Origin of the sequence: Actinoplanes derwentensis, from assembly GCF_900104725.1 — a bacterium.
GTDB lineage: Bacteria > Actinomycetota > Actinomycetes > Mycobacteriales > Micromonosporaceae > Actinoplanes > Actinoplanes derwentensis.
Genome location: NZ_LT629758.1, coordinates 7640333 through 7665813 on the forward strand (window position 1 = coordinate 7640333; position 25481 = coordinate 7665813).

General features: G+C 68.5%; 20 protein-coding genes, 1 tRNA gene and 1 pseudogene. 14 read left to right on the top strand and 8 right to left on the bottom strand.

Features of this window, described 5'->3' with window-relative positions:
* Nucleotides 1–2: 2 nt before the first annotated feature.
* The 3 genes from eccB to BLU81_RS33860 form a co-directional block, all read right to left on the bottom strand.
* Entirely contained in the window at nucleotides 3–1328 is a 1326-nt protein-coding gene (eccB, locus tag BLU81_RS33850) for a type VII secretion protein EccB (RefSeq protein ID WP_092550577.1), read from the bottom strand.
* Between the two features lie 37 nt (nucleotides 1329–1365).
* Nucleotides 1366–2478 carry a magnesium and cobalt transport protein CorA gene (locus tag BLU81_RS33855; RefSeq protein ID WP_092550580.1) on the bottom strand — a complete coding sequence of 371 codons (1113 nt, stop codon included), beginning with the start codon at nucleotides 2476–2478 and terminating at the stop codon, nucleotides 1366–1368.
* Nucleotides 2479–2594: 116 nt separating this feature from the next.
* Complete coding sequence (locus BLU81_RS33860; RefSeq protein ID WP_092550583.1) at nucleotides 2595–3689, bottom strand: aminotransferase-like domain-containing protein; 1095 nt, start codon at nucleotides 3687–3689, stop codon at nucleotides 2595–2597.
* A gap of 124 nt (nucleotides 3690–3813) precedes the next feature.
* Here BLU81_RS33860 and BLU81_RS33865 point away from each other — a divergent pair, with 124 nt between their 5' ends.
* From BLU81_RS33865 to BLU81_RS33875, 3 genes and pseudogenes are all read left to right on the top strand, one after another.
* Nucleotides 3814–4545, top strand: coding sequence for a phosphocholine cytidylyltransferase family protein (locus BLU81_RS33865; protein ID WP_092550586.1), 732 nt, complete (start codon nucleotides 3814–3816; stop codon nucleotides 4543–4545).
* A complete protein-coding gene (locus BLU81_RS33870) occupies nucleotides 4533–5594 on the top strand; it encodes an iron-containing alcohol dehydrogenase family protein (RefSeq protein WP_092550589.1) in 1062 nt (353 codons plus the stop codon). Before BLU81_RS33865 ends, BLU81_RS33870 begins: the two co-directional genes overlap by 13 nt.
* Before the next feature lie 235 nt (nucleotides 5595–5829).
* Nucleotides 5830–6522 (top strand): annotated as a pseudogene (locus BLU81_RS33875) (CDP-alcohol phosphatidyltransferase family protein); the annotation flags it as partial.
* A gap of 277 nt (nucleotides 6523–6799) precedes the next feature.
* Here the strand turns inward: BLU81_RS33875 and BLU81_RS33880 are convergent.
* Nucleotides 6800–7975 carry a glycosyltransferase family 4 protein gene (locus BLU81_RS33880; RefSeq protein WP_092550592.1) on the bottom strand — a complete coding sequence of 392 codons (1176 nt, stop codon included), beginning with the start codon at nucleotides 7973–7975 and terminating at the stop codon, nucleotides 6800–6802.
* A 24-nt stretch (nucleotides 7976–7999) separates the two neighbouring features.
* Here BLU81_RS33880 and BLU81_RS33885 point away from each other — a divergent pair, with 24 nt between their 5' ends.
* From BLU81_RS33885 to BLU81_RS33900, 4 genes are all read left to right on the top strand, one after another.
* Nucleotides 8000–8857, top strand: a complete 858-nt coding sequence (locus tag BLU81_RS33885) for an Fpg/Nei family DNA glycosylase (protein ID WP_092558023.1) — start codon at nucleotides 8000–8002, stop codon at nucleotides 8855–8857.
* A 165-nt stretch (nucleotides 8858–9022) separates the two neighbouring features.
* Nucleotides 9023–10606 carry a sugar transferase gene (locus BLU81_RS33890; RefSeq protein ID WP_092550595.1) on the top strand — a complete coding sequence of 528 codons (1584 nt, stop codon included), beginning with the start codon at nucleotides 9023–9025 and terminating at the stop codon, nucleotides 10604–10606.
* A gap of 12 nt (nucleotides 10607–10618) precedes the next feature.
* Entirely contained in the window at nucleotides 10619–11809 is a 1191-nt protein-coding gene (locus BLU81_RS33895; protein WP_092550598.1) for a sensor histidine kinase, read from the top strand.
* Nucleotides 11806–12537, top strand: coding sequence for a LytR/AlgR family response regulator transcription factor (locus BLU81_RS33900; protein ID WP_092550601.1), 732 nt, complete (start codon nucleotides 11806–11808; stop codon nucleotides 12535–12537). Before BLU81_RS33895 ends, BLU81_RS33900 begins: the two co-directional genes overlap by 4 nt.
* A 181-nt stretch (nucleotides 12538–12718) precedes the next feature.
* On the opposite strand, the gene BLU81_RS33905 is transcribed toward BLU81_RS33900, so the two are convergent.
* Nucleotides 12719–12803 (bottom strand) — tRNA-Ser (locus tag BLU81_RS33905).
* A 67-nt stretch (nucleotides 12804–12870) separates the two neighbouring features.
* On the opposite strand from BLU81_RS33905, the gene BLU81_RS33910 reads away from it, so the two are divergent.
* The 4 genes from BLU81_RS33910 (at nucleotide 12871) to BLU81_RS33925 (ending at nucleotide 16856) form a co-directional block, all read left to right on the top strand.
* Nucleotides 12871–13833, top strand: a complete 963-nt coding sequence (locus tag BLU81_RS33910; protein ID WP_092550604.1) for an NAD(P)H-quinone oxidoreductase — start codon at nucleotides 12871–12873, stop codon at nucleotides 13831–13833.
* Between the two features lie 351 nt (nucleotides 13834–14184).
* Nucleotides 14185–14664, top strand: coding sequence for a DUF4352 domain-containing protein (locus BLU81_RS33915; RefSeq protein ID WP_231953632.1), 480 nt, complete (start codon nucleotides 14185–14187; stop codon nucleotides 14662–14664).
* 779 nt (nucleotides 14665–15443) lie between these two features.
* Nucleotides 15444–15971 carry a C40 family peptidase gene (locus BLU81_RS51005; RefSeq protein ID WP_231953633.1) on the top strand — a complete coding sequence of 176 codons (528 nt, stop codon included), beginning with the start codon at nucleotides 15444–15446 and terminating at the stop codon, nucleotides 15969–15971.
* Between the two features lie 354 nt (nucleotides 15972–16325).
* Nucleotides 16326–16856 carry a YbhB/YbcL family Raf kinase inhibitor-like protein gene (locus BLU81_RS33925; RefSeq protein ID WP_092550606.1) on the top strand — a complete coding sequence of 177 codons (531 nt, stop codon included), beginning with the start codon at nucleotides 16326–16328 and terminating at the stop codon, nucleotides 16854–16856.
* A 79-nt stretch (nucleotides 16857–16935) separates the two neighbouring features.
* Here the strand turns inward: BLU81_RS33925 and BLU81_RS33930 are convergent, their stop codons facing one another.
* Nucleotides 16936–17649 carry a class I SAM-dependent methyltransferase gene (locus BLU81_RS33930; protein WP_092550608.1) on the bottom strand — a complete coding sequence of 238 codons (714 nt, stop codon included), beginning with the start codon at nucleotides 17647–17649 and terminating at the stop codon, nucleotides 16936–16938.
* Between the two features lie 277 nt (nucleotides 17650–17926).
* Here BLU81_RS33930 and BLU81_RS33935 point away from each other — a divergent pair, with 277 nt between their 5' ends.
* Together BLU81_RS33935 and BLU81_RS33940 are read left to right on the top strand one after the other, a co-directional pair.
* Complete coding sequence (locus BLU81_RS33935) at nucleotides 17927–19891, top strand: glycosyltransferase family protein (protein WP_092550611.1); 1965 nt, start codon at nucleotides 17927–17929, stop codon at nucleotides 19889–19891.
* 498 nt (nucleotides 19892–20389) lie between these two features.
* Nucleotides 20390–21598 (top strand): thioester domain-containing protein, encoded by a 1209-nt coding sequence (locus tag BLU81_RS33940; protein ID WP_092550614.1) that lies wholly within the window; start codon nucleotides 20390–20392, stop codon nucleotides 21596–21598.
* Nucleotides 21599–21682: 84 nt separating this feature from the next.
* On the opposite strand, the gene BLU81_RS33945 is transcribed toward BLU81_RS33940, so the two are convergent.
* The gene (locus BLU81_RS33945; protein WP_092558029.1) at nucleotides 21683–22405 is read right to left on the bottom strand and encodes a hypothetical protein; all 723 of its coding nucleotides are present in this window, start codon (nucleotides 22403–22405) and stop codon (nucleotides 21683–21685) included.
* Between the two features lie 379 nt (nucleotides 22406–22784).
* On the opposite strand from BLU81_RS33945, the gene BLU81_RS33950 reads away from it, so the two are divergent.
* Nucleotides 22785–24314, top strand: coding sequence for a peptide deformylase (locus BLU81_RS33950; protein WP_092550618.1), 1530 nt, complete (start codon nucleotides 22785–22787; stop codon nucleotides 24312–24314).
* Here BLU81_RS33950 and BLU81_RS33955 read toward each other — a convergent pair.
* A complete protein-coding gene (locus BLU81_RS33955) occupies nucleotides 24311–25420 on the bottom strand; it encodes a globin domain-containing protein (protein WP_092558031.1) in 1110 nt (369 codons plus the stop codon). The two genes, BLU81_RS33950 and BLU81_RS33955, sit on opposite strands and share 4 nt — an antisense overlap.
* Between the last annotated feature and the right edge of the window lie 61 nt (nucleotides 25421–25481).

Below are 25481 nucleotides of genomic sequence, written 5' to 3' on the forward strand. Positions count from 1 at the left end.
TTCTACTGCCGGGCTGCCCGGACCGGGTCCAACGCGGGCCCGACCGGCAGATACGCGATCAGCTGAGCCGGGATCCGGGTGGGTTTCACACTCGCGTAACCGAGCCGGCTCAGCAGATCGCGGTCGGCCAGTGCGTATTGCACGCCAGTGTCGGTTATCACACTGACCGTGCCACTGCCGGCCGCTGCGTCCGGGGACGCGGCAGCCTCCACCACGGCACCCGCCCCGCGGGTGACCGCGATCAGATCGACCCGGGAGGTCCCGGCCGGTGCCACACCGGCCGGGATCTTCACGTTCACCCGGACGGTGTCGCCCGGTGCCGTCACACACGCTGTCGCCGGTGCCTCGGCCAGTGCCGGAACCGTGGTGGGCAGGCCCTCCGCGGCGGCGTTCAGCCCGGACTTCGAAGCGGGCAGGTCGAGGAACCGGGAACCGACCTGGAGCGGGGTGCCGCCGGCCTCGGTGGACAGCAGCTTGGCCTGCATCTCGGTCAGCGGGGCGATGCCGTCGGCCAGCACCACGGCGAGGTTCGTGCCGTCGTCGGTGAGCACCCGGCCGACCTTGCGCCCGTCGATCACCGAGGTCTGCCCACGGCCCGGGACGGTGGGTGCGGCCAGGTCGGGACCGGCCGGGATCGCGTCGACCCAGGACGCCGAGACCTGCCAGGGGCGGTACCCGAACCAGCCGAGGGCGCGCACGATCGGATCGACCTGGCCGTCCGGCAGCAGGAAACGCTGCGAACCGAGAATCAGATGGGTACGCCCGGCGGTGTCCCGGACCAGGAGCCCGCCGGTGGCCGCCGCGCCTCCGGACGCTGCCGTGCCGACCAGCAGGGTGCTGCGCGGGCGACCGGCGGACGTGTCCGTGCAGACCGACCACGCCCCGCTGAGCAGGCTCTTCGCCGCCGGCAGGGAGTCCGGCGCGCCGGGGATGCCGAGCGGTGCGCCCAGCGGGACCTTCGCCAGCTTCTCGGCGGCCACGGTCTTCAGTTCGGGCGGGTTGCCGGTCGCCAACAGCAGGCCGGACGTGTAGTTGAGGACCGGATGCAGCTTGCCGTCGGACTCCAGGTACACGTACCGGGCACCGGTCTTCTTCTCCACCAGCACCGCGCTCTTGTCGGTCGCCTCGGCCATGGTGTTGCCGGTGAACAGCCCGTAGGCCGCGAAACCACCGACTGCCAGGGCCGCGACCAGCAGACTGACCAGGGCGGTGGCACCGGCCCGGCGCAGCGGCGACCGTTGCGGGTCCGGGTCGTGAGAGACCAGTGCCGCGACTACACGCTGCACTGAGTACTGGTACGAGTGCAGCTCATCTTGACGTGACGGCACCCCGACACCCTAGAGGGCCGGTCCCGATTCGTGGGGGTCAGAGCCAGCCGTTGCGGCGGAAAGCACGGTAGAGCAGCACGGTGACGAATGACAGGAGCGCGATCAGGGCCGGGTAGCCGTACTTCCAATCGGTCTCCGGCATGTAGTCGAAGTTCATGCCGTAGACACCGGCGAACGCGGTCCAGACCGTGGCGATGGCCGCCCAGGACGCGATCTTGCGCATGTCGTTGTTCTGATCCACGGTCACCTGCGCGAGGCGGGCCTGCAGGATCGAGTTGAGCAGGTCGTCGTAGGAGGAGACCTGTTCGACCGTCCGGGTCAGGTGGTCCTGCACGTCCCGGAAGTACCGCCGGATCTCCTTCGGCACCACACCTTGGCTGGACGTGATCGCCGCGAGTGGCCGCTGCAGCGGGACGACCGCCCGGCGGAACTCCACCAGCTCCCGTTTGAGCTGATAGACCTGCTGTATCGGGGCGATCCGATCCCGCGAGAAGACGCCCTCCTCGATGATGTCCAGATCGTCCTCGACCTCGTCGGCGACCTCCAGGTAGTGGTCGACCACCCGGTCGGTCACCGCGTAGGCCACCGCCCACGGGCCCTGCTCCAGCAGCGCCGCCCGCTTCGTCTCCAGGTCGGCCCGGACCGGCGCCATCTCGGACGCGTCACCGTGCCGGACCGTGATGACGAAGTGCTCCCCGACGAAGATCATCATCTGGCCGGTCTCGACCACCTGGGAACTCTCGGTCAGCTCCTTGTGCGGCACGTACCGGGCGGTGCGCAGCACCAGGAAGTGCACCGAGCCGAACTGCTCCAGTTTGGGCCGCTGCTCGGCCTTGACCGCGTCCTCCACCGCCAGCTCGTGCAGGCCGTAGGTCTCCGCGATCCAGGCCATCTCCTCCGCCGACGGCTCGTGCAGGCCGAGCCAGACGAAGGCGCCGTCCCGGCTGCGGGCCTCGGCGAGCGCCTGATCCGGGGAGAAATCCCCCGGGGTGCGCTGTCCGCCCTGGTAGACGCCACAGTCCACCACCGACGACGGGGTGCCGGGGGCGTCCGCACCGGACGGCGCGTCACCGTTGTTGAGCAGGCCCCGCACCCGTGCCGCCCAGGCCACGCCGAGGGGCCGTCCCCGGGACCACGAACGTTCCGTCATGCCAACCTCCCCCGGGACGACAAACCAATCGAGGCTACGCCCTCACCCGTCGGGGGTTCAGTGACAAGGCCCACCCGGCGCGAGGCATCCCCGCGCCGGGTGGTGACGAAACCGGATCAGGCCCGGATCTCCTCGATGGCGTCGGCGATCCGGCGCACACCCTCGTCGATCTGGTCCACGGTGACCGCTGAGAACGCCAGGCGCAGCGAGTTCCGGCCGCCCTCCAGCAGGAAGTCGCTGCCCTTGACGACCGCGACACCCTTCTTCATGGCCGCCGGGAAGAGCTTGTCCACGTCCACGTCCTCGGGCAGGTCGACCCAGAGGAAGTAGCCACCGTCCGGCTCGGTGAAGGTGGCACCGGGGAGGTGCTTGCGGATCGACTCGGCCAGCACCTTGGCCCGTTCGCCCAGGGCGGCGCTGACCGTCCGGACCGACTTGTCGATGTCGCCGGAGACACAGAACTGGTGCACGATCGCCTCGGAGACCATGCCCGGGGAGATGTACAGGTTGGTGGCCTTCTTGGCGATCGCGTCGATCAGCGCGGCCGGGCCGACCAGGTAACCCACCCGGACGCCGGGGCAGACCGTCTTGGTGAAGCTGGAGGCGTGCACGACCAGGTTGTTGGTGTCCAGCGAGAGCATCGACGGCAGCGGCTCACCGCGGAAACGGATGTCGACGTACGGGTCGTCCTCGAAGATCAGGAACTCGTACTGCTCGGCCAGGGCCAGCAGCGCCTGCCGCTTCTCCGCGGAGAGCGTGAGGCCGGCCGGGTTCTGGTAGTTCGGGATGATGTGCGCCAGCTTCGGCCGCACCCCCGACTCGAGGAGCGTGCGCAGCTCGTCGATGTCGATGCCGTCCGGCTGCAGCGTGACCTGGTGCACCTTGGCGCCCAGGTTCTGCAGGTTGAGCAGGGTCCGGTCGTAGGTCGGCTTCTCCACGATCACGTCGTCGCCGGGCTGCACCAGGTGGCCGAAGAGGAACGCGTCCGCCTGGAGCGAGCCGTTGGTCACGATGACCTGGTCGGCGGAGACGCCGTGCTTGTCGGCGATCCACTTCCGCAGCGGGAGGTAACCGACGGAGGTGCCGTAGGCGGTCACTCCGGCCGGATCGGCGTCGAACGCGCGCGCGGCGGCGGCCTTCAAACCCTCGACGTCGACGATGTCCAGCGACGGAGCTCCACGGGCGAACGAGATCAGCTGCTCAGCGGTCATGGTCCCCAGCTTAGAAGCCGGGTCTATATCATTTTCGGTGCGCCCCTCGCGAGTCCTACGGATGGGACTGCTGCCGTTATCCTCGCTGGGCACCCCTCTAACGCGCTTGGAAGGAACCACCCCCATGATCGGATTGGTACTCGCCGCCGGGGCAGGGCGCCGACTGCGCCCATACACGGACACCCTGCCGAAGGCCCTGGTCCCGGTGGACGGTGAGACCACGATCATGGACATCTCGCTCCGGAACCTCGCGGCAGCCGGGCTGTCCGAGGTCACCATCGTCGTCGGCTACTGCGCCGGGGCGGTGGAGGAGCGCGTCGAAGGCTTCGAGCAGAAGTACGGCGTGAAGATCTCCCTGGTTCACAACGACAAGGCCGAGGAGTGGAACAACGCCTACTCCCTGTGGCTCGCCCGGGACCACTTCGCCCAGGGCGCGCTGATGGTGAACGGCGACACCGTGCACCCGGTCAGCGTCGAGCACACTCTGCTGGCCAAGCGTGGCCCGAGCATCCTCCTCGCCATCGACAGCGTGAAGAAGCTCGCTGACGAGGAGATGAAGACCGTCTTCAATGAAGATGGACAGCTGACCAAAATCACGAAGCTGATGGAGCCCTCCGAGGCCTTCGGCGAGTACATCGGCGCCAACATCATCGAGGCGTCCGCGGCCGGCAAACTGGCCGACGCGCTCAAGGCGACCTTCGAGAAGGACCCGAACCAGTTCTACGAGGACGGGTTCCAGCTCTACGCCGACCGGGGCAACGAGGTGCGGGCCGCGGAGATCGGCACGGTCTCCTGGGTCGAGGTCGACAACCACGAGGACCTGGCGAAGGCCCGGGACATCGCATGCCACTACTAGCCCGTAGCGTCCAGACCCCGCTGCACATCGAAGTGCGGCGGGGCGCGGTCGCCGACCTCGGCAAGATCCTCCAGGACGGGCGCATCTCGTCCGGCGGAGACGTCGCCGTGGTGGTCGGGCCCGGTCTCGGCGAGCAGATCGTCGACCTGCTGCGCCCCTCGCTGAACTCGGCCGAGGTCTTCGTCACCGGCGGCGGCACCCTGGACGCCGCTCTCGACCTGTCGGCCAAGCTGCGTCACGGTCACTACGACGCGGTGGTCGGCATCGGCGGGGGCAAGACCGTGGACACCGCAAAGTACGCGGCCAGCCGCTGGGGCCTGCCGATGGTCTCGGTCGCGACCAGCCTGGCCAACGACGGCATCGCCTCCCCGGTCGCCAGCCTCGTCAACGACGGGATCAAAGGCTCGTACGGCGTGCACATCCCGTTCGGTGTGATCGTCGACCTGGACTTCGTCGAGAGCGGCCCGGACCGGGTCAACCGGGCCGGCATCGGTGACGTGGTCAGCAACATCAGCGCCCTCGCCGACTGGGAACTGGCTCGTGAGATCCGCGGCGAATCCGTCGACGGTCTCGCCGCGTCGCTGTCCCGGATGGGTGCCGAGGCGATCCTGTCGATGCCCGGCGACATGTCCGACGATGCGTTCGTCACGACCCTCGCCGAGGCGCTGATCTCCAGTGGCCTGGCGATGGCGGTGGCCGGCACCAGCATCCCGTGCAGCGGCGGCTGCCACGAGATCATGCACGCCATCGACTCGCTCTTCCCGGAGACCGCGTCGCACGGCGAGCTGGCCGGGATGGGCGCGCTGTTCTGCACGTTCCTGCGCGGCGACGAGCGGCGGCTCAAGCAGATGTCCGACACCCTGGCACGGCACCAGCTGCCGCGGACCCCGTCCGACGTGGGCCTCGACGCCGAGCAGTTCGTCCAGGTCATCCACTTCGCGCCGCGAACCCGCCCGGATCGTTACACCATCATCGAGCACCTCGCCCTGACGCCGGAGCAGATTCGGCAGAAGCTGGCCGAATACAACGATGTCCTCGCGACCCTCTGACCACGGACGCGGCCCCGGCCACCCGGACGGCCAGCCGCTGACCAGCACCCGAATCGACGGCCCACCCGGGTCATCGTCGCCCGCACCTGGCTCCGGCGGCTCCGGCTCACCAGGCTCCGGGGCGCCCGGTTTCGGGTCACCGGCCGCCGGTTCGGCCACGCCCGGCGGTGCGGCCGGTTCCGGTTCGCCCGCGCCAGGCGGCCCGGCGTCCGGCAGACCCCACGGCGGCGGTACGCCCACCGCAGCCGACTACTACGCGGTCAACCGTGGTGGTGGCCTGTTCAGCGAGGCGATCAGCCAGCGCCTCGCCTCCCGGATCGCGGTCTTCGCCCACAAACACCGCCTCACCCCGACCGTGCTCAGCGTTTTCAACCTGGGCATCGGCGTCCTGACGTCGTTCATCGTCATCGCCGCCGCCGGCCCGGTCGCTGAAGGCTGGGTCTGGGGCCCGCTGATCGGCCTGATCGCTCTGGTCGGCTGGCAGGCGGCGTACGCCTTCGACTGCTCCGACGGCCAGCTGGCGCGGGTCACCGGCCAGTCCAGCCCGGCCGGCGGCCGTCTGGACGTGCTCTGTGACGTCGCGGTCCAGATATCGCTGGTGGCCGCCCTGGCCGCCACCGCCGCAGCTCAGGAGCCGGCTACCCCTGCCTGGTTGCTCGCGGCTTTCGCCGCCACCTGGATGGTCAACCTGGTCACGTCGGTGATGCAGTCCGGCGCCCAGGCGTCGAGCATGGTCACCAGCACGTCGCTGCCGGTCCGGGTGGTCAAGCTGGTCCGCGACTACGGAGCGGTGATCGCCCTGGCCGGCGTGGTCCTGCTGGTCGCCCCGCAGCTGGCGGTCTGGTTCGTCGGCCTCTTCACACTGGTCAATGGCGGCTTCCTGGCGGCGTCGATCGCGTTCACCGGCCGAGCGGCTCTGAACCCGTAAACCTCGCCTCACCCACGCGTGCCGAGTTGGGGTGCAGCCCGCACCCCAACTCACCACACGTCAGCGGTCCCCGCCGTGCGTGCCGACTTGGGGTTCGGATCGAACCCCAAGTCGGCACGCACCGCACTGGTCCTGGCCTTGCGGCGATTCCGCCTCGGCGCGCGGACCGCTTCCGCCCGGCGGTCGCGGGGGGACCTCGCTCTTCGCCTGCCTCGCGTCGTAGCTACGGGAGGTGTCTAAATGGCAGGATTTGTAGGCGTACCAGCGCGAATTGGTTTTATCGGTTGACGTGTTGGGACATTTCCGCATAAATGGAGATCAAGCGGGGGGTCAGGACGTCGGGGTGGAAGTGTTGCCGGTAGCGGGCTCGGGCCGCGGTGGCCGCCAGGGGGGCGCCGGCGCGGGCTGACGGGAGTGCTGCCGCCAAGGACTCCGGGTCGGGTGCTGAGAGCCAGCCGGCGGCTTCCGGGCCGGTGCCGATCATGTAGGGGATGCCGCCGACGGCGGTGCCCAGGACCGCGCGGCCGGAGGACATCGCCTCCAGGATCACCGTGGGGAGTACGTCCTCCCAGGTGGGGACCGCGATCACCACAGCTGAGGCGCGGCGGGCGGCGATCATGCCGGCCCGGTCCAGAGGGCCCAGATAGGTGACGTCGGAGCGTTCGGCGGCTGCCTGCTCGGCCAGCGGGCGCAGCTCGCCGTCACCGGCGATGCGCAGTGGGCCGAGGCTGCCGTCAGGGTGCCGGCGCCAGGCGTCGAGCAGCAGGCTCAGGCCCTTCTCGGGGGAGAGCCGGGCGCCGTAGAGGAATCCGTCACCGAGGGGTTCGGGGGCGCCGGGGTCGGGCAGACCGTTCGGCTTGATCACGATCCGGTCGGCGGGGATGCCGTAGTCGGTCAGGTGCGCGGCGATCTTGTCGGTGAGCGCGATGTACCGATCCACCGAACGCCACGTCGGCCGGTGCACGGCCAGGGTGGTCGCCATGATCGCGCTCTGCGCGGCGGAACCCCGGTAGCAGCGGTTGCGGATCGCCGGCCAGCCCAGCAGTTTGCCCTGGCAGTCGTGGCAGTTGTGGCCGTCCCGGAAGTAGAGCCCGGACGAACAGACCTGCCGGTAGTTGTGCACGGTCTGCACCACCGGGACACCGTGCGCGTGCGCGGTGCGAATGACCCAGGGCGAGAGCAGCGGGTACGGGTTGTGCAGGTGCAACGCGTCCGGCCGTTCCTCCTTCAGCAACGCCGACAGGTCCCGTTGCGCGTCGACTCCGTAGACCGGCGAGATCGGCAGCAGCACCTTGCGGGCCGCCGACATCTCCGCGATCGAGTCGGAACTGCGCTGAAACGGCACGACTTCGACGCCGGACTCCCGGAGCTGACCGATCTCGGTGTCGACGATGACGTTCTCGCCGGACGGGATCGCCTCGCGGTACCGGTTGTGCGCTACCACCACCTTCATGGCGCGAAACGCTACCGTGAACGGGTGCCCGAACTCCCTGAGGTCGAGGCGCTCGCCGCTTACCTGCGCGAGCGTGCGGTCGGCCACACCGTGGAACGTTTCGAAGTGTCCTCGTTCAGTGCCTTGAAGACCTACGATCCGCAGCCGTCCGTCCTGACCGGGCTGCTGCTGGGAAGCGCCGGCCGGCACGGCAAGTTCCTGGACATCGGCGTCGGAGACTTTCATCTGGTCGTGCACCTGGCTCGCGCCGGCTGGTTGCACTATCGGGACTCGTTCAAGTCGCCGGCCCCGCTCAAGCCGGGCAGCGGACCGATCGCGGTGCGGATGCGGCTCGACGACGGGTCCGGGTTCGACCTGACCGAGGCCGGTACGCAGAAGTCACTCGCCGCCTACCTGGTCCGGGACCCGTCCGAGGTGCCCGGGGTGGCCCGGCTCGGCCCGGACGCGCTGGCCGTCTCGCTCGACGAGTTCACCGAGCGGATCCGAAGCAAAAAAGGGCAGATCAAGGGCGTTCTGGTGGACCAGGAGGTGCTCGCCGGAATCGGCAACGCCTATTCCGATGAGATCCTGCACGCGGCCCGTCTCTCACCGTTCGCGCTGTCTGGGAAATTGACCGACGAGCAGATCGCTGTCCTGTACACGGCGATGCGGGAGATCGAGAACGATGCGGTGGGCCGGTCCGTCGGGCAGCGAGCAGCCGAACTCAAAGGGGAGAAACGCGCCGGAATGCGGGTGCACGCCCGCACGGGATTACCGTGCCCGGCCTGTGGCGACACGGTGCGTGAGGTCTCCTTCGCGGACAAGAGCCTGCAGTACTGTCCGACCTGCCAGACCGGAGGAAAGCCGCTCGCCGACCGCCGGTTGTCCAAGCTGGTCCGATGAATTGCTACTGAACGATAACGGTCCGTATACGTCAGGATCGTCTCCTTCTTTATGGCCGATCCATCGGTATAGTGGCCCGGTCCCTGGCATCCGTTGTGACGCGTACGGGTATCAGCGGGCCCACCGACGATCCCGAGGTCGTGGCGTTGCGTAATCTTTTTCCGGATGCGGGAGGACGTAGGCGGAGTGACTACTAGCCTGCATCGCCCAACTACCGACAGCAGCCGGAGCGGACCCGTGCGGTACGACAGCTTCGAGTGGCAGGAACAACCGCCACCGAGCAACGGGGTGCCCCGAAACGCCTGGGGCAGGCAGAGCCGTCGGAAATCGCGCTGGCATCGGCCGTACACGCTGGTGCTCGTGGTGTTCGACCTGATCTCGGTGCTCGGCGCCAGCTACATCGCCAGTTCGCTGGAGAAGTCGCGCGCCGGCCTCAACCGGTCCTGGGGTTTCCTCGAAGGCCCGGACCTGTTCTTCTTCTTCGCCTACATCGCACTGCCGCTCGGCTGGCTGATCCTGCTCTGGACCAGCGGCACCTACGACCGGCGCTATCTCGGTCTGGGCAGCGAGGAGTACAAACGGGTCATCCGGACCTCGGTCACGGTCGTCGCCGCCGTCTCCCTGCTCGCGTTCGCCACCAAGACCGACCTGTCCCGTGGCACGGTCGCGACGGTGTCGTTGTGTGCGGTGATCCTCATCCTGCTCGGCCGGGTCTTCGCCCGTCAGGTGCTGCACCTGGCCCGGCGGCACACCGGCCACGGCGCGCACCGGATGGTCCTGGTCGGCACGCTGCCGGAGGCCCTCGAGGTCTACACCGCGGTCACCCGCAGCCCGGCCGCCGGTCTCATCCCGGTCGCCATCCACCTCACCGACGGTTTCGCGGCCGCCCGGGGGATCGAGACGCCGGTTCCGGTCTACGCCGGGCGGGACGTGCTCTCCCTGGTCCGTGAGGTCGGCGCCGACACCATCGCGGTCTGCGGCTCGGCCAGCGCCGAACCCGGCGAACTGCGCCGCCTCGCCTGGCAGCTCGAAGGCACCGGCGTGGACCTGGTGGTCGCCCCGCAGCTCACCGACATTGCCGGCCCCCGTGTGCACATCCGCCCGATCGAGGGCCTGCCACTTCTGCACGTCGAGGAGCCGACCCTCTCCGGCCCCGGCTGGCTGATCAAGAACCTGATGGACCGGGCCGCGGCCGCGTTCGGCCTGCTGCTGATCAGCCCGATCCTGGCGGTCATCGCGCTCGGTATCCGGCTCTCCGACCCCGGGCCGGTCTTCTTCCGGCAGACCCGGGTGGGCCACGACGGGCGTACTTTCAAAGTCTGGAAGTTCCGGACGATGTACCAGGACGCCGAAGAGCGCAAGGCCACGCTTGAGGAACTCAACGAGTCCGACGGCATGCTCTTCAAGATGAAGCACGACCCGCGGATCTTCGCCTTCGGGCAGAAACTGCGGGCCACCTCCCTCGATGAGCTGCCCCAGCTGATCAACGTGCTCAAGGGCGAGATGTCGCTGGTCGGTCCCCGCCCGCTGCCCGCGGACGACGGCGACTACCTCGGTGACGTCCGCCGGCGGCTCCTGGTGCGGCCCGGCATCACCGGACTGTGGCAGGTCAGCGGACGATCCGACCTGTCCTGGGACGAGGCGGTCCGGCTGGATCTCTACTACGTGGACAACTGGTCCCTGACGTACGACCTGAGCATCCTGTGGCGCACCATCTTCGTGGTCTTGAAGCGCAAGGGTGCCTACTGAAGTATCTGTCCCGTGACCGGGCAGATCGGAAGTGTGCTGGCGGTGCTGGCCGTGTTGGCTGCCCTCGCCGCCGCGGTGGTGGCCGTGCTGCGCCTGCGGGCCCGGCGCGGCATCGCCACCGCCATGCAGCGGGCCACCTACGACGTGCTGCACACCGCCTCGCTGGCCGCTGAGCCGCTGCGAGCCGGTCTCAGCCCGGCGGCGGCGTCCAAGGCGGTCCGGCATCTGCGGGTGCTGGTCGGGGCGGTCGGGCTGGCGATCGTCGACGGCGAGCGCTGCCTGGCCTACGACGGTCGCGGCGCCCACCACGAGGACCAGCTGATCGCCGCTGCCCGGCGGGCCGTGGCGACGCAGCGTTCGGTCGTGCTCAACAGTTCCGAGCTGCCCTGCGATCGGGTCGACTGCGTGGTGCGCGGCGCGGTGGTCGCGCCGATGACCGGGCCGGGCGGGGCCGCGCGGGCCGCCCTGGTGGCCGTCGGTGACGACCAGCCGGCTCCCGGCCTGGTGCAGGCAACCCTGGAGACGGCTCGCTGGGCCGGTTCGCAGATCGCGCTGGCCGAGCTGGACTCCTCCCGGGAACGGCTGGCCCGAGCCGAAGTACGGGCGTTACGAGCCCAGATCAGCCCGCACTTCATCTACAACGCGCTGACCGCGATCGCTTCGTTCGTGCGCACCGACCCGGAACGGGCCCGGGAGCTGATCCTGGAGTTCGCCGAGTTCACCCGCTACTCGTTCCGGGCGCACGGCGAGTTCACCACGCTCGCCGAGGAACTCCGGTCGATCGACCGCTACCTCACCATCGAACGGGCCCGGTTCGGCGACCGTCTGCAGGTGCGGCTCCAGATCGCCCCCGAGGTGCTGCCCGTCGGCCTGCCGTTCCTGTGCCTGCAGCCGCTGGTGGAGAACGCGGTGCGGCACGGCCTGTCCCGCAAGCCCGGCGTCGGTATGGTGAGCATCGAAGCCCGTGATGCCGGAGCGGAGTGCCACATCACGGTGGAGGACGACGGGGTCGGCATGGATCCCGCGCTGTTCGGAGCCCCCTTGGAGACTGAGGACGGCGAACATGTCGGCCTGGTCAATGTGGACGAGCGATTGCGGGCGGTGTTCGGCGATCATCACGGGCTGGTGGTGGAGACCGCGCCCGGCGCGGGGACGAAAGTGAGCATGCGGGTGCCGAAGTTCCATCCCCAGGTGCGGGCATGAGCCTTGTCGTGCTCGCTGTCGACGACGAGCCCCCGGCTTTGGACGAGCTGGCCTATCTGCTGAACGCGGACGGCCGGGTCGCCCACGTGCACCGGGCCGGCGACGCCACCGAGGCGCTGCGGGTGCTGCGGGACACCGAGGTCGACGCGGTGTTCCTGGACATCCGGATGCCCGGCCTGGACGGGATGGAACTGGCCCGGATACTGCGCCGGTTCGCCCAGCCGCCCGCGATCGTGTTCGTGACCGCCTACGACGACGGTGCGGTCGACGCCTTCGACCTGGGCGTCACCGACTACGTGCGCAAGCCGGTCCGCGCCGAACGCCTCGGCGAGTCGCTGCGCCGGGTGGCCGGGCTGCGGGCGGTGCCGTCCCCACCGCAGGACGAGCCGGCCATCCCGGTCGAGCTGGCCGGCACCACCCGGATGCTGCCCCGTTCGTCGGTGCGGTGGGTCGAGGCGCAGGGCGACTACGCACGGTTACACATCGGAGAGACTTCCCATCTGGTACGGGTATCGCTGGCCACCCTGGCCGAACGCTGGGCCAACGCCGGTTTCGTTCGCATCCACCGCTCCTACCTGGTCCAGTTGCGCCTGGTGACCGAGCTGCGCCTGACCGGCTCCGGTTACGTGGTGGCAGTGGACGGTGTGGAACTCCCGGTAAGCCGCCGCCACACCCGAGAGCTGAAGGACCGCCTGATCCGAGCCGCCAAACACGACTGGACCCGCTGAATCCACATACTTATCCACAGCCCCACAGGCTTCTCCACAGGGTTATCCACAGGCTGACCGGTCCGTTGTGCACAGCCCGCCGAGTTGGATCACTGATCGTGTCGCCATGAACTCGCTGGGTGAACACGGGGGTCCCCGGTCTTCCGACCGGGGACCCCCGTGTTCGCGCTGCTGGATGGTGCGGAGGACGTGGGATTCGAACCCACGATGAGTTTCCCCATACCGGTTTTCAAGACCGGCGCCATCGGCCACTAGGCGAGTCCTCCCGTGGTGCCGCTCTAGTCTGCCACCCGCGTCTGGAACTTGTCGTACCGGTGGGGCAGAGTCGGCCGTATGCGCGCGATCGTTATCGAGAACAAGCAGCTCGCCTGGGTTGAGGTGGCCGATCCGGAGGTTCGGGGCGGTGAGGTGATCGTCGACGTCACGGCGTCGGCGGTGAACCGGGCCGATGTCCTGCAGCGGCAGGGGTTCTATCCGCCGCCGGTGGGGGCGCCGGCCTATCCGGGGCTGGAGTGTTCCGGGGTGATCAGCGCGGTCGGGCCCGGCGTGACCGGGTTCCACCTGGGTGAGCGGGTCTGTGCGCTGCTGGCCGGTGGTGGTTATGCCGAGCGGGTTTCGGTGCCGGTGGGGCAGCTGCTGCCGATTCCGGCGGGGTTGTCGCTGGTCGAGGCGGCGACGTTACCGGAGGTGGCCTGCACCGTGTGGTCCAACGTGGTGGACCGGGACCGGCTGCGGCCGGGGGAGACGTTGCTGGTGCACGGTGGCGGCAGTGGGATCGGCACGTTCGCGGTCCAGTTGGGGGCGGCGATGGGTGCGAAGGTCCTGGTGACCGCGCGGGCGGAGAAGCATGAGCGGTTACGTGCGCTGGGTGCCGAGCTGACGATCGACTACCAGAGCGACGATTTTGTACGGGCGGTGCTCGCCCACACCGGCGATCGGGGCGCCGATGTGATCCTGGACATCATCGGTGCGAAGTACCTGGCCCGGAACGTGGCGGCGCTGGCACTCGACGGCCGGATCACGGTCATCGGCATGCAGGGCGGCGTGTCGGCCGAGTTGGATCTGAGCCGGTTGATGGCCAAGCGGGGCCGGGTGTCGGCGACGTCGTTGCGGGCGCGGCCGGCGGCGGACAAGGCGCGGATCGTGGCGGGTGTCCGTGATCAGGTGTGGCCGCTGGTGGCCGCGGGACTGGTGCGGCCGGTCATCCATCGCACGTTCCCGTTGGCTCAGGCGGCGGCCGCGCAGGCCCTGATGGAGTCGGGTGATCACTTCGGAAAGATCGTCCTTCAGCGCTGATCACACCTTCGAGTGAACCGTTACCAAGTGTTATGACCGATAAAGTCGAATATGCGGCGAGTCGCGGCCCTGTTCGGTCGTGTCGAACTCAGCATGGACGGACACCGCGTCCGCCTCGGGCGTGGTTGCCGATCGCTGGGGGACTCCGTGACGTACGCACCGCACCGCTCCGACACCGCCCGGGACGAGTCCTCCCGGGCGGGACGCTCGCGGCGGGAGCCCGCCCGGCACGCACCTCCGCGGCGAACACGCCCCGACCGGTACGACGAGGGGCGGACGCGCCCAGACTGGTACGACGACGAGGAGTCGAACGCCCTGCGGCGGCGAGCGCGGAGCTGGGTCGCCGGCGGTGTGCTCGCCTCGGCCGGGCTGGTCGCCTTCGGCGCGTGGGCGGTGGTGACCACACCGCCGCCGGCGTCGATGATCGCGGTGGCGCCGGACGATTCCCCGGGCGGTGGATTCGACGTGGACGTGACCGGTGTGCGTTGTGGGGTGCCTTCGGTCGGCCCGAGTGGTATGGAGCAAGAAGCCGCCGGGCAATTCTGTCTGCTCGATGTGAAAGTGACCAACAACGGCCGGGAACCGGTGTTGTTCGACAGCGCCGCACAACGTGTCCGGGACGACGACGGCGTAGCCTACGCCGTCGCGGAACAGGCTGCGGTATTTCTGAACGATCGCGGTTCCACGCTGCTCAACGAGATTCAGCCGGGCGAGACGGTGGCTGGCGTGCTGCCCTTCGACATGCCCTTCGGTGCACGTCCGAGCGACGCCGAACTGGGTGACGGAGCTACCACTACCGGAGTACGGGTGAATCTGCCGGATCCGTGCTGAACGCGGTGTTTACCGGTTCGTGATCGGGGATCAATTATGTGAATCGCACCCCGGCGGATTCGATGTTGTGTTGGCATGGTCCACGGAATAAGCACGGTTGTCCGGGTTCTCATTGCCGCCTTCAACGGCGGCCTAAACGTGACCAGCTCCACCGGTGACGTGAGGATGAGATTCGCGCGAGTGCCCCGGGCCTATTTCGGAGGCAAACACTGCACGGTTCGTCCACCCGCCGGGTGCTGACCGTCGGCGCGCTCGCGCTGGCCGTCATCACGCCGGCGCTAGACCCGGTCGAGCACGACGCTGTCATGACGCCGATGGCCCTGCCGGTGACACCGGAACTCGCGGATCAACCGTTGGCTGCGGAGATCGAGAAGCCGCCGCCCCTGGGGGCGCGGTCCTTGCGGCAGCGGCTCCAGGAGTTCCAGTTCGACGCCGGTATCGACCCGGCCACGCTGGTCGCCGGCTTGCGGAGCCGCCAGAGCACGGTGGAGCGCGCCTCACGAGCGATGCCCCGCCGGTCCCTGGTCCTGCGGCCGGTGCCGCCCACATTGCGGCACATACGGAGCGACCCGGGCGAAGCGGATCGCCCTCTGCCGGGCACCGCTGAGCCCCCGGCGAGCCGGACGGCTGACCGCCCGGAGACTCGGGCGGCTGGAAGTCCGGATACCTGGGCGGCTGGAAGTCCGAATAGCCGGGCGGCTGGACGTTCCGGGGTTCGGGCAGCTGAACGTCGCTCGGCGCGGAGGGCCGAGCGGCAGGAGAGGCGTGCGGCCGAGCGTGTGATAGCGCGGAGTGCCGAGCGGTTCGCTGAGCGTCCGGACATCCGGGGACAGCGGCCCGAACGTGCCGCACGGGTGGCCCGGTCGGCCCGGAAGAGCGTCGCGGTACGCCGCGAGTGGACGTCCTTCGCGGGGCGCGGGCAGTCGCGGAAGGTGACTCGGGGTTCGGAGACCCGGATCCGGGAGATGCGCGGCCGGGACATGCGGGCGGTCATCGCGTACGCCAGGTCGCAGGTAGGCAAGCGGTATGTCCGTGGCGGTGCCGGGCCGGGCGGCTTCGACTGCTCGGGTCTGACCAAGCGTGCGTTCGCCAAGGCCGGTCTCCGCCTGCCGCACTCGTCCGGGGGTCAGGCCCGCCGGGCGCGGGCGGTGTCGCGTTCCTCGGCCCTGCCCGGTGACCTGGTGGTGGGCCGCGGTCACGTGGGCATCTACATGGGCAAGGGGATGATGATCGACGCGGGCAACAGTCGCACCGGTGTGGTCTACCGCAAGGTCTACGACGGGCTGTCGGTGTCGCGGCTGGGTTGATCTTCACCAAGCGGCCGGGCCTACCAAGCGGCCGGGCCTCACCACGGGGAGCGGAAACAGGTCCGGACAGCAGTCAGCACCCGCCGAATCCGACGGGTGCCGACTAGCTGACCACCGTGCCATACGGCAGCCGATCACGACCAGGCGCAGGGATCTGTGCCGCGCACACCCGGTCGGATGTCTGACAGAAGCATTACCGATGCGGGCCGATCTCATGCGCACCGCCTGTGCGTTTACCCGATCGTGTGACGGCGTGTGGCAATCCGGACGAAGGGTGCTCGACATGTTGAACGGTTAGTCTCTGCTCACCGTGGGAAAACGTGATCAGTTGAAAACCACGTCGGAGGCCCCACCATGAGTCTTGACCGCGCCCTGGCGCCCGATCCGTACGATCTCCTGCCGCAGGTCCCGGCTTTCACCGTGACCAGCGCGGACGTCACGGACGGGCAGCCCCTGGACGATCTCTTCGTGCACACCAGCGTGGGCGGGAAGAACCTGTCGCCGCAGCTGTCCTGGTCGGGCTTCCCGGCCGGGACGCGCGGCTTCGTGGTCACCTGCTTCGACCCGGACGCGCCGACCGGCAGTGGTTTCTGGCACTGGGTGCTGGTCAATCTGCCGGCTTCGGTCACCGACCTGGCCCGCGGGATCGCCCCGCTGCCGGACGGCGCGTTCTGCGTCCGCAACGACTACGGCGACCGGGACTACGGTGGTTCGGCCCCGCCGCCCGGCGACCGGGCGCACCGCTACGTCTTCGCGGTCCACGCGATCGACGTCGACGGGCTCGAGGTGACTCCGGACGCCTCCCCGGCGTATGTCGGGTTCAACCTCGCGTTCCACACCCTGGCCCGGGCCACGATCCGCCCGACCTACCAGGTTCGCGGCTGACCTTCGGATACAAAGTGGCTGACTTTCGGACATGAAAGAGGCCGCCGACACCGGTCGGCGGCCTTCATCCGGGAGAACGTCAGTCGGGAACGCGGGCCACGCAGAAGACCGACTGGCCGAACGGCGGCCGGAAGACCTTCTCGGCGGTCTTGGTCACCGGCAGCACCACGCTGTCGTAGATCTTGACCATCGGCCCCTCTTTCGGAGCCAGCTTGAAGATGCTGGTGGCGGTGTAGTAGCCGAGAAGGCCCAGCGCGTTCGCGTAGTGCAGCTTCTCGATCTCCAGCCCGGCCTCGGTGAAGGCGGCGCCAAGCGTCTTCTTGGTGTAGCGGCGGATGTGCCCGGTCGCGATGTCGACCTGGCTCATCGCGAACATGAACGCCGGCACGATGATGATCACCTTGCCGCCCGGGCGGACCAGTTCCTTCATACTGCGGAGCGCGCCCACGTGGTCCTCGATGTGTTCGAGCACGTTGTAGGAGACGGCGGCGCTGTACTCGGAGTTCGCGTCATCGGCCGGCAGCAGCATCTGCCGCACGGTGATGTTCGAGTACTCGTCCATCCGCTCCTTGAGCAGGACGAGCCGGTCCGGGTCGGCCTCGGTCGCGGTGAACTTCGGCAGATGCTCCGCCCACTCGATCGCGTAGTCCCCGAGACCGCTACCGATCTCGATGGGGTTGTCTCCGAGGTACGGGAGAGCGAGCTCGACGAACCACCTGCGGTGATTGACCGCGGTAGCTAGGCCTTCGAGCACTTCAGACTGGATCCGCTGGTCTCCAGTGATGTCTGCCATAGGTGAGGTTCCCTCATCTTGCCGATCTGAGCTGACAGCGGGACCGCTGAAGTTAACCATCTGAAGCGCCTATCCGAAAGTTGAGTGCTCGGCGCCACTGATTTTTTGGCCTGATTGAGACATAGGTGATGCGGCACTCGGATGGGTTACCCCATCCGATGTCCACAGAGTGGACCCCGCGTTGGACACGCGGAAAACACGCGTACATATCGGCTCTATCACGTGTGGGCCGCACACCGGTGGCTTCTTGGAATCCTCGGTTAGGCTCGCCGATGCTATGACGATTACGGGTTTTGACTCGACAGGCCAGTCGACCGGCGAGAACGTTCTGCCGCCGAGCCAAGTGACCGCCGACGTCGACCTGGACGCGGAGCTGATAGCCCTCGGGTCAAACGGCACGGTGACCGCTCCAACGGTTCCGGCCTCCCCAGCGGAGGCCGAGAAACCGCAGGTCAGGCGGCTTGCGGTCACCTGGCGGGACGTTGCCGCGATCACGACATTCGTGATCGCGGCGTTCATGCTGACCGCTCCGTTGTGGCTCAATCTTGATCATGAACTTCGAGATGATCCGCAGGATCAGGCTTTCTTCGAGTGGATGCTGGCGCACGGTGCGCGGGTGCTCACGGATGGCGCTTATCCGTTCTTCTCGGACCGCTTGAATTACCCCGACGGGGTGAACATGATGGCCAACACCTCTGTGTTGGCCGTTTCGTTGCCACTGACGCCTGTCACTCTTCTGTTCGGCCCGCATGTGGCCTTCAACGTATTTCTCACCGGCGCATTGGCAATTACCGGTGCTTCGTGGTATCTGGTGCTCTCGCGCCGCTTCGTCGCCTCTCGGGCCGCGGCCTGGGTGGGTGCACTCTTCGCCACCTTCGCGCCGAGCATGGTCTCGCACGCCGGCGGCCACCCGAACATCGTCTCCCAGTTCCTGGTCCCGCTGATCATCTGGCGCACTCTGGAGCTGCGGGTCCGTGGCCGGGCCCTGCGTAACGGCCTGATCCTGGCCGGCCTGCTGATCTGGCAGGCCTTCATCAACCTCGAGATCCTCTTCATGACCGCGGTCGGCCTCGGCATCTTCTGCGCGGTCATGGCGGTCACCCGCCGCCGGGATCACCGGGGCGAGATGTGGCCGTTCCTGCGCGCCCTCGGGGTGACCGCGGCCGCCACTCTGGCCGTGCTGGCCTACCCGCTCAGCGTTCAGTTCTTCGGACCGCAGAGCTACCAGGGCCTGGCCGAGTTCGTCCGTAACTTCGGTGCCGACCTGGGCTCGTTCGCCGCCTACTCGCGGCACTCGATGGCCGGCGACTCGGCGACCGCGGCCCGGCTCACCCAGAACCCGGCGGAGGAGAACGCCTTCTTCGGCTGGGGCCTGATCGTCCTCTTCCTCGGCCTGCTCGTCTGGCTGCGCCGGTCGGTGGCGGTGCGCGCCCTCGGCGGGATCGCGATCCTCTTCGGTGCCATGTCGCTCGGCCCGCGCATCGTTCTCAACGGTGTCGACACCGGTATCCCCGGCGTCTGGGCCGCGCTGCACCACCTGCCGGTGCTCAACTCGGCGGTGCCGACCCGGTGGGCGATGGCGATCGCCCCGGTCGTCGGGATCGTGCTGGCGCTGGGCTGCCAGCGCGCCGCCGACCTGATGCGATCCCAGCCGACCGCCCGTGGGCCGGTCGGGGTGGCGATGGTCACCGCGGTCGCGATGGCCCTGGTGCCGTTGATCCCGCGGCCGCTGGCCACCACACCGATGGACCCGGTGCCGGAGTTCGTCACCTCGGGGGTCTGGCGGGACTTCATCGACGATGCGCACACGATGGTCACCCTGCCGCTGCCGGACAGCAACTACCCGGACCCGCTGCGCTGGAGTGCCGTCACCGGCCAGGACATGCGCATCGCCGGGGCGTACGCCCTTCTGCCCAACCAGAACCCGCAGAACCCCGGTGACCGGACCGCGATGTTCGCGCCGCCGTGGCGGCCGACCAGCGGTCTGATCTCCTCGATCCGGGGTGGCAACCCGGTGCCGGTGATCACCGACGCCCGGCGCGAGATGGCCCTGGCCGACCTCCGGTTCTGGAAGGCCGGCGTGGTCGTGCTGACCCCGCAGACCCGGGACATCGAGATGCTTCGCACGATGTCCGACCTGGTGGGTTTCCGCCCGGTCTGGACCGGCGGGGTGTGGATGTGGGACGTCCGGCACCTGGTCGACGACCCCGACGCTGTTCTGAGCGCCGACAAGACCTTCTGACCGTCTCCGACCGGCCTGGCTGAGCGCCCTTCGCGGGTGTTCAACCAGGCCGGTGGCGTATCCAGTGGGAGAAATCTCCCGAACCGGGCTTGCCCGACCTCGCGGCTCGCACGTTAGGATGACGGGACGGAACCGTAGCGACGCTATGTGTCCGACACGACGTGCTTAATATGCCGTCCATTAATGCTGCGCACCTTTCGCTCGCTGGCTGGAATTCGCCGTGAAAAAAGAGCTGAAAATTATTTTCCAATTCGTGCGTACGCCGATTCGGCTTACGTGATCCACGTCTAAGCGGACCTCTGTGACCAGGTATTTCGCCGTCTGCAGCCGAGGCTTTCGACCTAATAGTCCATCAAAGGTGGCAATACTTCGATGGCATGTGCATAATCCTCTGTGTCGCCTTCCCGTCCACATTGTTGCGATCCCGGGAAAAGGCGACGCTCGCCCATCCCGCGCGTCTGTGCGGGTCGTTCCCCGGGGAAGAGGAAGACACTCCTGATGTTCGGAAAACGAGGACACCGTCTGGCGCAGGCCGCGCTGGCCGCCGTCGCCGGCAGCGCACTGCTGCTCGGTTCCGCAATGCCCGCCGCCGCCGACGAGAAGACCACCGGTGTCGCCATCTCGCAGCGAGACGGCGTCCGTCTGGTGTTGAACGGCGAGGGCAAGTCGGTGGGCAGCCTCGCCTTCTCGATCCAGGGCGGCCAGGGTGTTCCGGTCTACTGCATCGACTTCCACACCCCGGTCGCCATCAACGAGGCGTACGACGAGGGCACCTGGAGCGAGTCCGAGGTCAAGAACCTCAACAAGGTCCAGTGGGTGCTGAGCAAGGGCTACCCGAACGGTGACGCGGCCCAGCTGCTGGCGGCCGCCGGCGCCTCGGCGAGCGGTCTGTCCGACGCCACCCGGGACAAGCTGCTCTACTTCGGGACCCAGACCGCGGTCTGGCACTTCAGCGACGGCATCACCCTGGGCGAGTGGAACCGCCGGGACCGGCTGACCGAGGAACCGCAGTACGACGTCATCAAGAAGGTCTACGACTACCTCACCACCAAGGCGGTCGGCGAGCCGGAGCCGAAGGGCGAGCTGAGCGTCGACCCGGCCAGTGCTACCGCGGCAGCGGGCGAGAAGGCCGGTCCGTTCACGGTCAAGGGCCCGGCCGGCGAGATCAAGGTGACCACCACCGGCGGCAGTGCCGTGGACGCGAACGGTACCCCGGTCAGTGTGACCGGCAACGGCGGCCAGTTCTGGCTGACCGGCACCGAGGCCGGTAAGGCCTCCGTCTCGCTCACCGCCGAGGGTGCGGTCTCGTTCGGGCGCGTCTTCCTGTTCCGTGGTGACAAGGACAAGCACCAGAAGCTGATCCTCGGCACCACCGTCGGCGACAAGCTGACCGCGGGCGCCGAGGCCAGCTTCACCGTCGTCCCGCCGGCGAGCGAGTCGCCCTCGCCGTCCCCGTCGGTGACCAGCCCGACCCCGTCGGCAAGCGTTTCCACGCCGGCCTCGGAGGAGCCCACCCCGTCGCAGAGCGTCTCCACCCCGGCCTCGGAGTCGCCCGCGCCGAGCACCACCCCGGTCGCCGGCGACGGTAACCTGCCGCTGACCGGCTCCTCGACGGCCGCTGTGCTCGGCGGGGGCTTCCTGCTCCTCGTCGCCGGTGCGGTTGCCCTGATCATGGTTCGTCGTCGCCGGGTGACCTTCACCAGCTGACGTTCGCGCCGACGAGTGAGGCCCCCGCCCTGTCTCGGGCGGGGGCCTCACTCGTCGATGCGCGGGTCTTACGTACGCGTACGGCTAAGGGGTCTTGATGCAGCAACCCGGGCAGACCTTGGGGCGCGGCAGGGTGAAGGCCAGGCAGCAGGTCTTGCGTTTCAGTTCGAGGTTGCCGGTGGGGCCGGGGTGCAGTTCGATCAGGTCGCGGACGCCGAGCGAGCCGAGCAGCAGGTCGATCGTCTCGGCGGAGGAGCCGGGGATCGCGTCGGCGGAGCGCAGGACGCCGTAGGCGACGCCGGACGCCAGCGAGCCGAGCAGGGTGCGTTTGCCCAGGCGGACCCGGCCGTGGATGGCGTCGAGCAGTGGGGTGAGGTGCTCGTCGAGCAGGCTGCGGCGGAATTCACCGAGCAGTGCCTCCTCGTCGGGGACGACTTTGACCTCGGGGCGGCCGGAGAACGCGATCGGATCGCTGGGGAGGACCGCGACCGGGATGTCGGGGCGGAGACCGAGAGTGACAAGCGGTCGCGGGTCGTCGAAGTGCATGACGACATCGGTCGCGGTGAGTAGCGGCACCCGGCGGGCCGAGGCGAAACCCAGAACGGCGGGCAGGGCCAGCCAGTACGTGTAGGCCTTCCAGGCGAGCGCGGCGGCGGCGTGTGGCTGGGCGTTCCAGCGGCGGCGCGCGGTGTCCAGCAGGGTGTCCAGGTGCACGTCGGCCAGGCGGGCCGCGGGGGTCCAGCCGGCCAGATCGCGGACGACCAGGTCAGGGGCCAGGCCGGGGATCTCGGTGCTGGTGCCGAACATGCCACGCAGGGTCGAGGTGACCGGGGCCAGCAGCCGCGGGCGGATCTGCGTGAGTTCGAGGGTGATGCTGGTCACGGGCGCACTCGTCGCTGAGTCACCGCGGTACTCCTTGCGCATGAACGAGCTGAAGCAGTGGCGGCGAGCCGGCTCTTGTGGAGCGCCGGAAGGCTCGCGGTGACCCACGGTACCCGGTTAAGGGTAGCCTAACCACAGTGGGCAAGGGGATCTTTCGGACGAATACCCTTGGCAATTGTTACTTTACGTAGCGTGGTGGCGCGGACGGATTCGTCAAGGTATCTGTCGGCAAAACGCTACAAGGTCCTTGTGAGCACGGAGAGCCAGCGACACTTGACCTGCCGTCGCGAAGGGGACATCCGTGATGACCACCTCGCCCATCGACCGGGCAGCAGACCAGTTCGTGACGGTGCTTGCGCAATGGCGGGTCGAGCGAGGCATGACCAAGAAGCAACTCGCCGCGCGCATGGGCTTCGATCCCTCCTACGTCAGCCACGTCGAGGGCCGGCGCCACAAACCCACCGAGGACTTCGCCCGCCGGGCCGAAGCGGTCCTCGGCGCGGGCGGCGTCATCTGGCAACGATTCCAGGAGTACGACGAACTCCGCCACGCCCGCGGCTCCGCCCTGCACCGTGACCCACCGGTCCCGGTCCAGTGGCTACCACCCGGCACCGGCCTGATCGTCGAACGGGAGATCGCCGAACTCTCCTACACCGAGGGCGCCTACCGCTGCCGCGTCCAGCGGTCCCTCTACAACGCCGGCATCGAAGCGATCACCCGCTACCTGGCGAAGATCTCCGTCGACCGTTACCCGCACGACCCGGCCGGCTCCAACCGGCACCACCGGGAGAACCCGCTCACCTTCGAGGAGATGGACGTGCGGGCGTTCGCCGGCGAGGGCGTGGCCGCCGAGTCCATGCAGTGGCGGGTCAAGCTCGACCGGGACGCGTCCAAGGAGATCTGGCTGATGTTCGCCAACGAGCGCGGCCAGTTCCCGCTCTACCCCGGCGAACGAACCACCATCGAGTACGCGTACACGGTCGGCGAGGAGAAATGGGGCCAGTGGTTCCAGCGCGCCGTCCGCCTGCCGACCCGGTCACTGACCGTCCGGCTGGATCTACCCGAGAGCTTCGAACCCCAGGTCTGGGGAGTGGAGGCATCACTCAGCGCCGAGGTGCCGGTCCGTACCCCGTTGGAACGCCGCATCGAGGGAGGTCGAGCCATCTTCGAATGGTCAACCGACGCGCCCCTGCTCAACGCGCGGTACCGGCTGGAATGGCGGTACCGCGGCGCCGAAGCACCGGTCTACGACGAGACCGGGCCCCCGGAACCGGCCCTGCCCAGGGCCTCACACCGGATGCGCGGCATCGGCATCATCCAGCGCGGATCCGACCTGCTCCGGCAGCGGGCCCGCCACTTCCAGCTGCCGCGCGAGGGCCCGGCCGCCCGGAACGCGATGACCCGGCTGCTCACCTCCCTCGGCCGCCTGGAGGACCTGCACGAGTTCAGCAAGGGTGTCGGTCTCGCCGCGCCGCAGATCGGCGTGCCGGTGGCGGCGGCGGTGGTCCGCCCGCCGGAACGCGACGTGGACCCGGTCGTGCTGCTCAACCCGCGGGTCGTCGGCGAGTCGGTGGAGTACGACGAGCAGTACGAGGGCTGTCTGTCGTTCTTCGACTACCGGGGGCTCGTGCTGCGGCCGATGCGGATCGACGTGGAACACGCACGTTTCGACGGGACCCGGGTGGTCACCACGTTCGAACGGGCGCTGGCCCGGCTGATCAGCCACGAGATCGACCATCTGGAAGGGCGGCTCTACGTGGACCGGATGAAGCCGGACGCCAAGCTGGTTCCGGTCGCGCAGTATCAGCACACCGGCCGGCCGTGGGACTACTAGTCGTTGAAGCTGTCGTACTTTATCCGGACAGACGGTACCTGTAGCTCGGAGAGGCGCTTCAGAGTGCTGCGCACCATCCGGCCCGACCCGGAGACGAAGAAATCGTGCTCCTTCCACGGGCCGTACTTCGCCACCACGTCCGAGATGTCGCCCTGCTCCCCCGGGAACGTCGGGTCGTCGCTGCACGCGGTCACCACCGACAACCAGGGATAACGGGCCGCCAACCGGTTCAGGTCGGCCAGGTCGTACAGGTCCTCGCGGTTGCGCGCCCCGAAGAAGACATGCACCCAGCGGGTCCGGTTGTATCGGGTCAACTCCTCCAGCAGCGACTTGATCGGGGCGAGCCCGGTGCCACCGGCCACGAACACGGCGTCCCGGGTCGACCGCCGATCCAGGGTCATCGTGCCCATCGGCGCCGCCACTTTGATCATGTCGCCGACCTGCAGCCGCCGGACCAGCGCACTCGACACCCAGCCCGCACCCACCGCCCGCACATGGAACTCCAGCGTGTTGTCCCGCCGGGGGGCGTTCGCCGGTGAGTAGGTGCGCCACAACCGGGGCTGGTATCGCGGCGCCTCCACGTTCAGGTACTGCCCGGCCCGGAAATCCAGCGGCTGCAACGGCAGCACCGTGAACACCGCGATGTCCTGCGACCGGCGCTCGTGTGCGATGACCTCGGCGTACCAGTACGGCGGATTCGGATCCGCCTCCGCGCCCGCCAGCATCTTCGCGGCGATCACCGCGTACGCGTCGGCCCACGCCTGGTCGTACTCGACGCCCCACTCCTCGCCCGCGAACGCACGCATTGCCTCGATCAAGGCCCCGCCCACCACCTCGTAGTGCTCCGGTTCCACGTGAAACTTGCGGTGATCCCGGCCGAGCGACCGCAGGTACTCGTCGAATCGCTCCGGATCCTCCAACGTCTGCACGGCCTGCACGATCGCCCCGAGCAGACGGGCCCGCTGCACGTCCATCTGCACCGGGAACAGATCCCGCAGATCTGGGTACGACAGGAAGATCCGCGCATAGAAATAGCCGGCAACCTTGTCCTGATGCTCCTCGACGAGGCTCCAGCTCTCCTTGAGCAAGCGTGCCAGGTCTCCCATGCCATTCAGGGTGGTCAGCACAGTCGGGAAGACGACGCACGAATAGTGCGACTCCCCACGT

Bases quoted from the DNA above. Each gene is read 5' to 3' on its own strand.
- BLU81_RS33940 (WP_092550614.1), top strand. From the start codon at position 20,390: ATGTTCGGAAAACGAGGACACCGTCTGGCGCAGGCCGCGCTGGCCGCC.
- BLU81_RS33860 (WP_092550583.1), bottom strand. From the start codon at position 3,689: ATGACCGCTGAGCAGCTGATCTCGTTCGCCCGTGGAGCTCCGTCGCTG.
- BLU81_RS33870 (WP_092550589.1), top strand. From the start codon at position 4,533: ATGCCACTACTAGCCCGTAGCGTCCAGACCCCGCTGCACATCGAAGTG.
- BLU81_RS33950 (WP_092550618.1), top strand. From the start codon at position 22,785: ATGACCACCTCGCCCATCGACCGGGCAGCAGACCAGTTCGTGACGGTG.
- BLU81_RS33855 (WP_092550580.1), bottom strand. From the start codon at position 2,478: ATGACGGAACGTTCGTGGTCCCGGGGACGGCCCCTCGGCGTGGCCTGG.
- BLU81_RS33925 (WP_092550606.1), top strand. From the start codon at position 16,326: ATGAGTCTTGACCGCGCCCTGGCGCCCGATCCGTACGATCTCCTGCCG.
- BLU81_RS33935 (WP_092550611.1), top strand. From the start codon at position 17,927: ATGACGATTACGGGTTTTGACTCGACAGGCCAGTCGACCGGCGAGAAC.
- BLU81_RS33865 (WP_092550586.1), top strand. From the start codon at position 3,814: ATGATCGGATTGGTACTCGCCGCCGGGGCAGGGCGCCGACTGCGCCCA.
- BLU81_RS33930 (WP_092550608.1), bottom strand. From the start codon at position 17,649: ATGGCAGACATCACTGGAGACCAGCGGATCCAGTCTGAAGTGCTCGAA.
- BLU81_RS33880 (WP_092550592.1), bottom strand. From the start codon at position 7,975: ATGAAGGTGGTGGTAGCGCACAACCGGTACCGCGAGGCGATCCCGTCC.
- BLU81_RS33900 (WP_092550601.1), top strand. From the start codon at position 11,806: ATGAGCCTTGTCGTGCTCGCTGTCGACGACGAGCCCCCGGCTTTGGAC.
- BLU81_RS33945 (WP_092558029.1), bottom strand. From the start codon at position 22,405: ATGTTCGGCACCAGCACCGAGATCCCCGGCCTGGCCCCTGACCTGGTC.
- BLU81_RS33890 (WP_092550595.1), top strand. From the start codon at position 9,023: ATGCGGGAGGACGTAGGCGGAGTGACTACTAGCCTGCATCGCCCAACT.
- BLU81_RS33910 (WP_092550604.1), top strand. From the start codon at position 12,871: ATGCGCGCGATCGTTATCGAGAACAAGCAGCTCGCCTGGGTTGAGGTG.
- BLU81_RS33955 (WP_092558031.1), bottom strand. From the start codon at position 25,420: ATGGGAGACCTGGCACGCTTGCTCAAGGAGAGCTGGAGCCTCGTCGAG.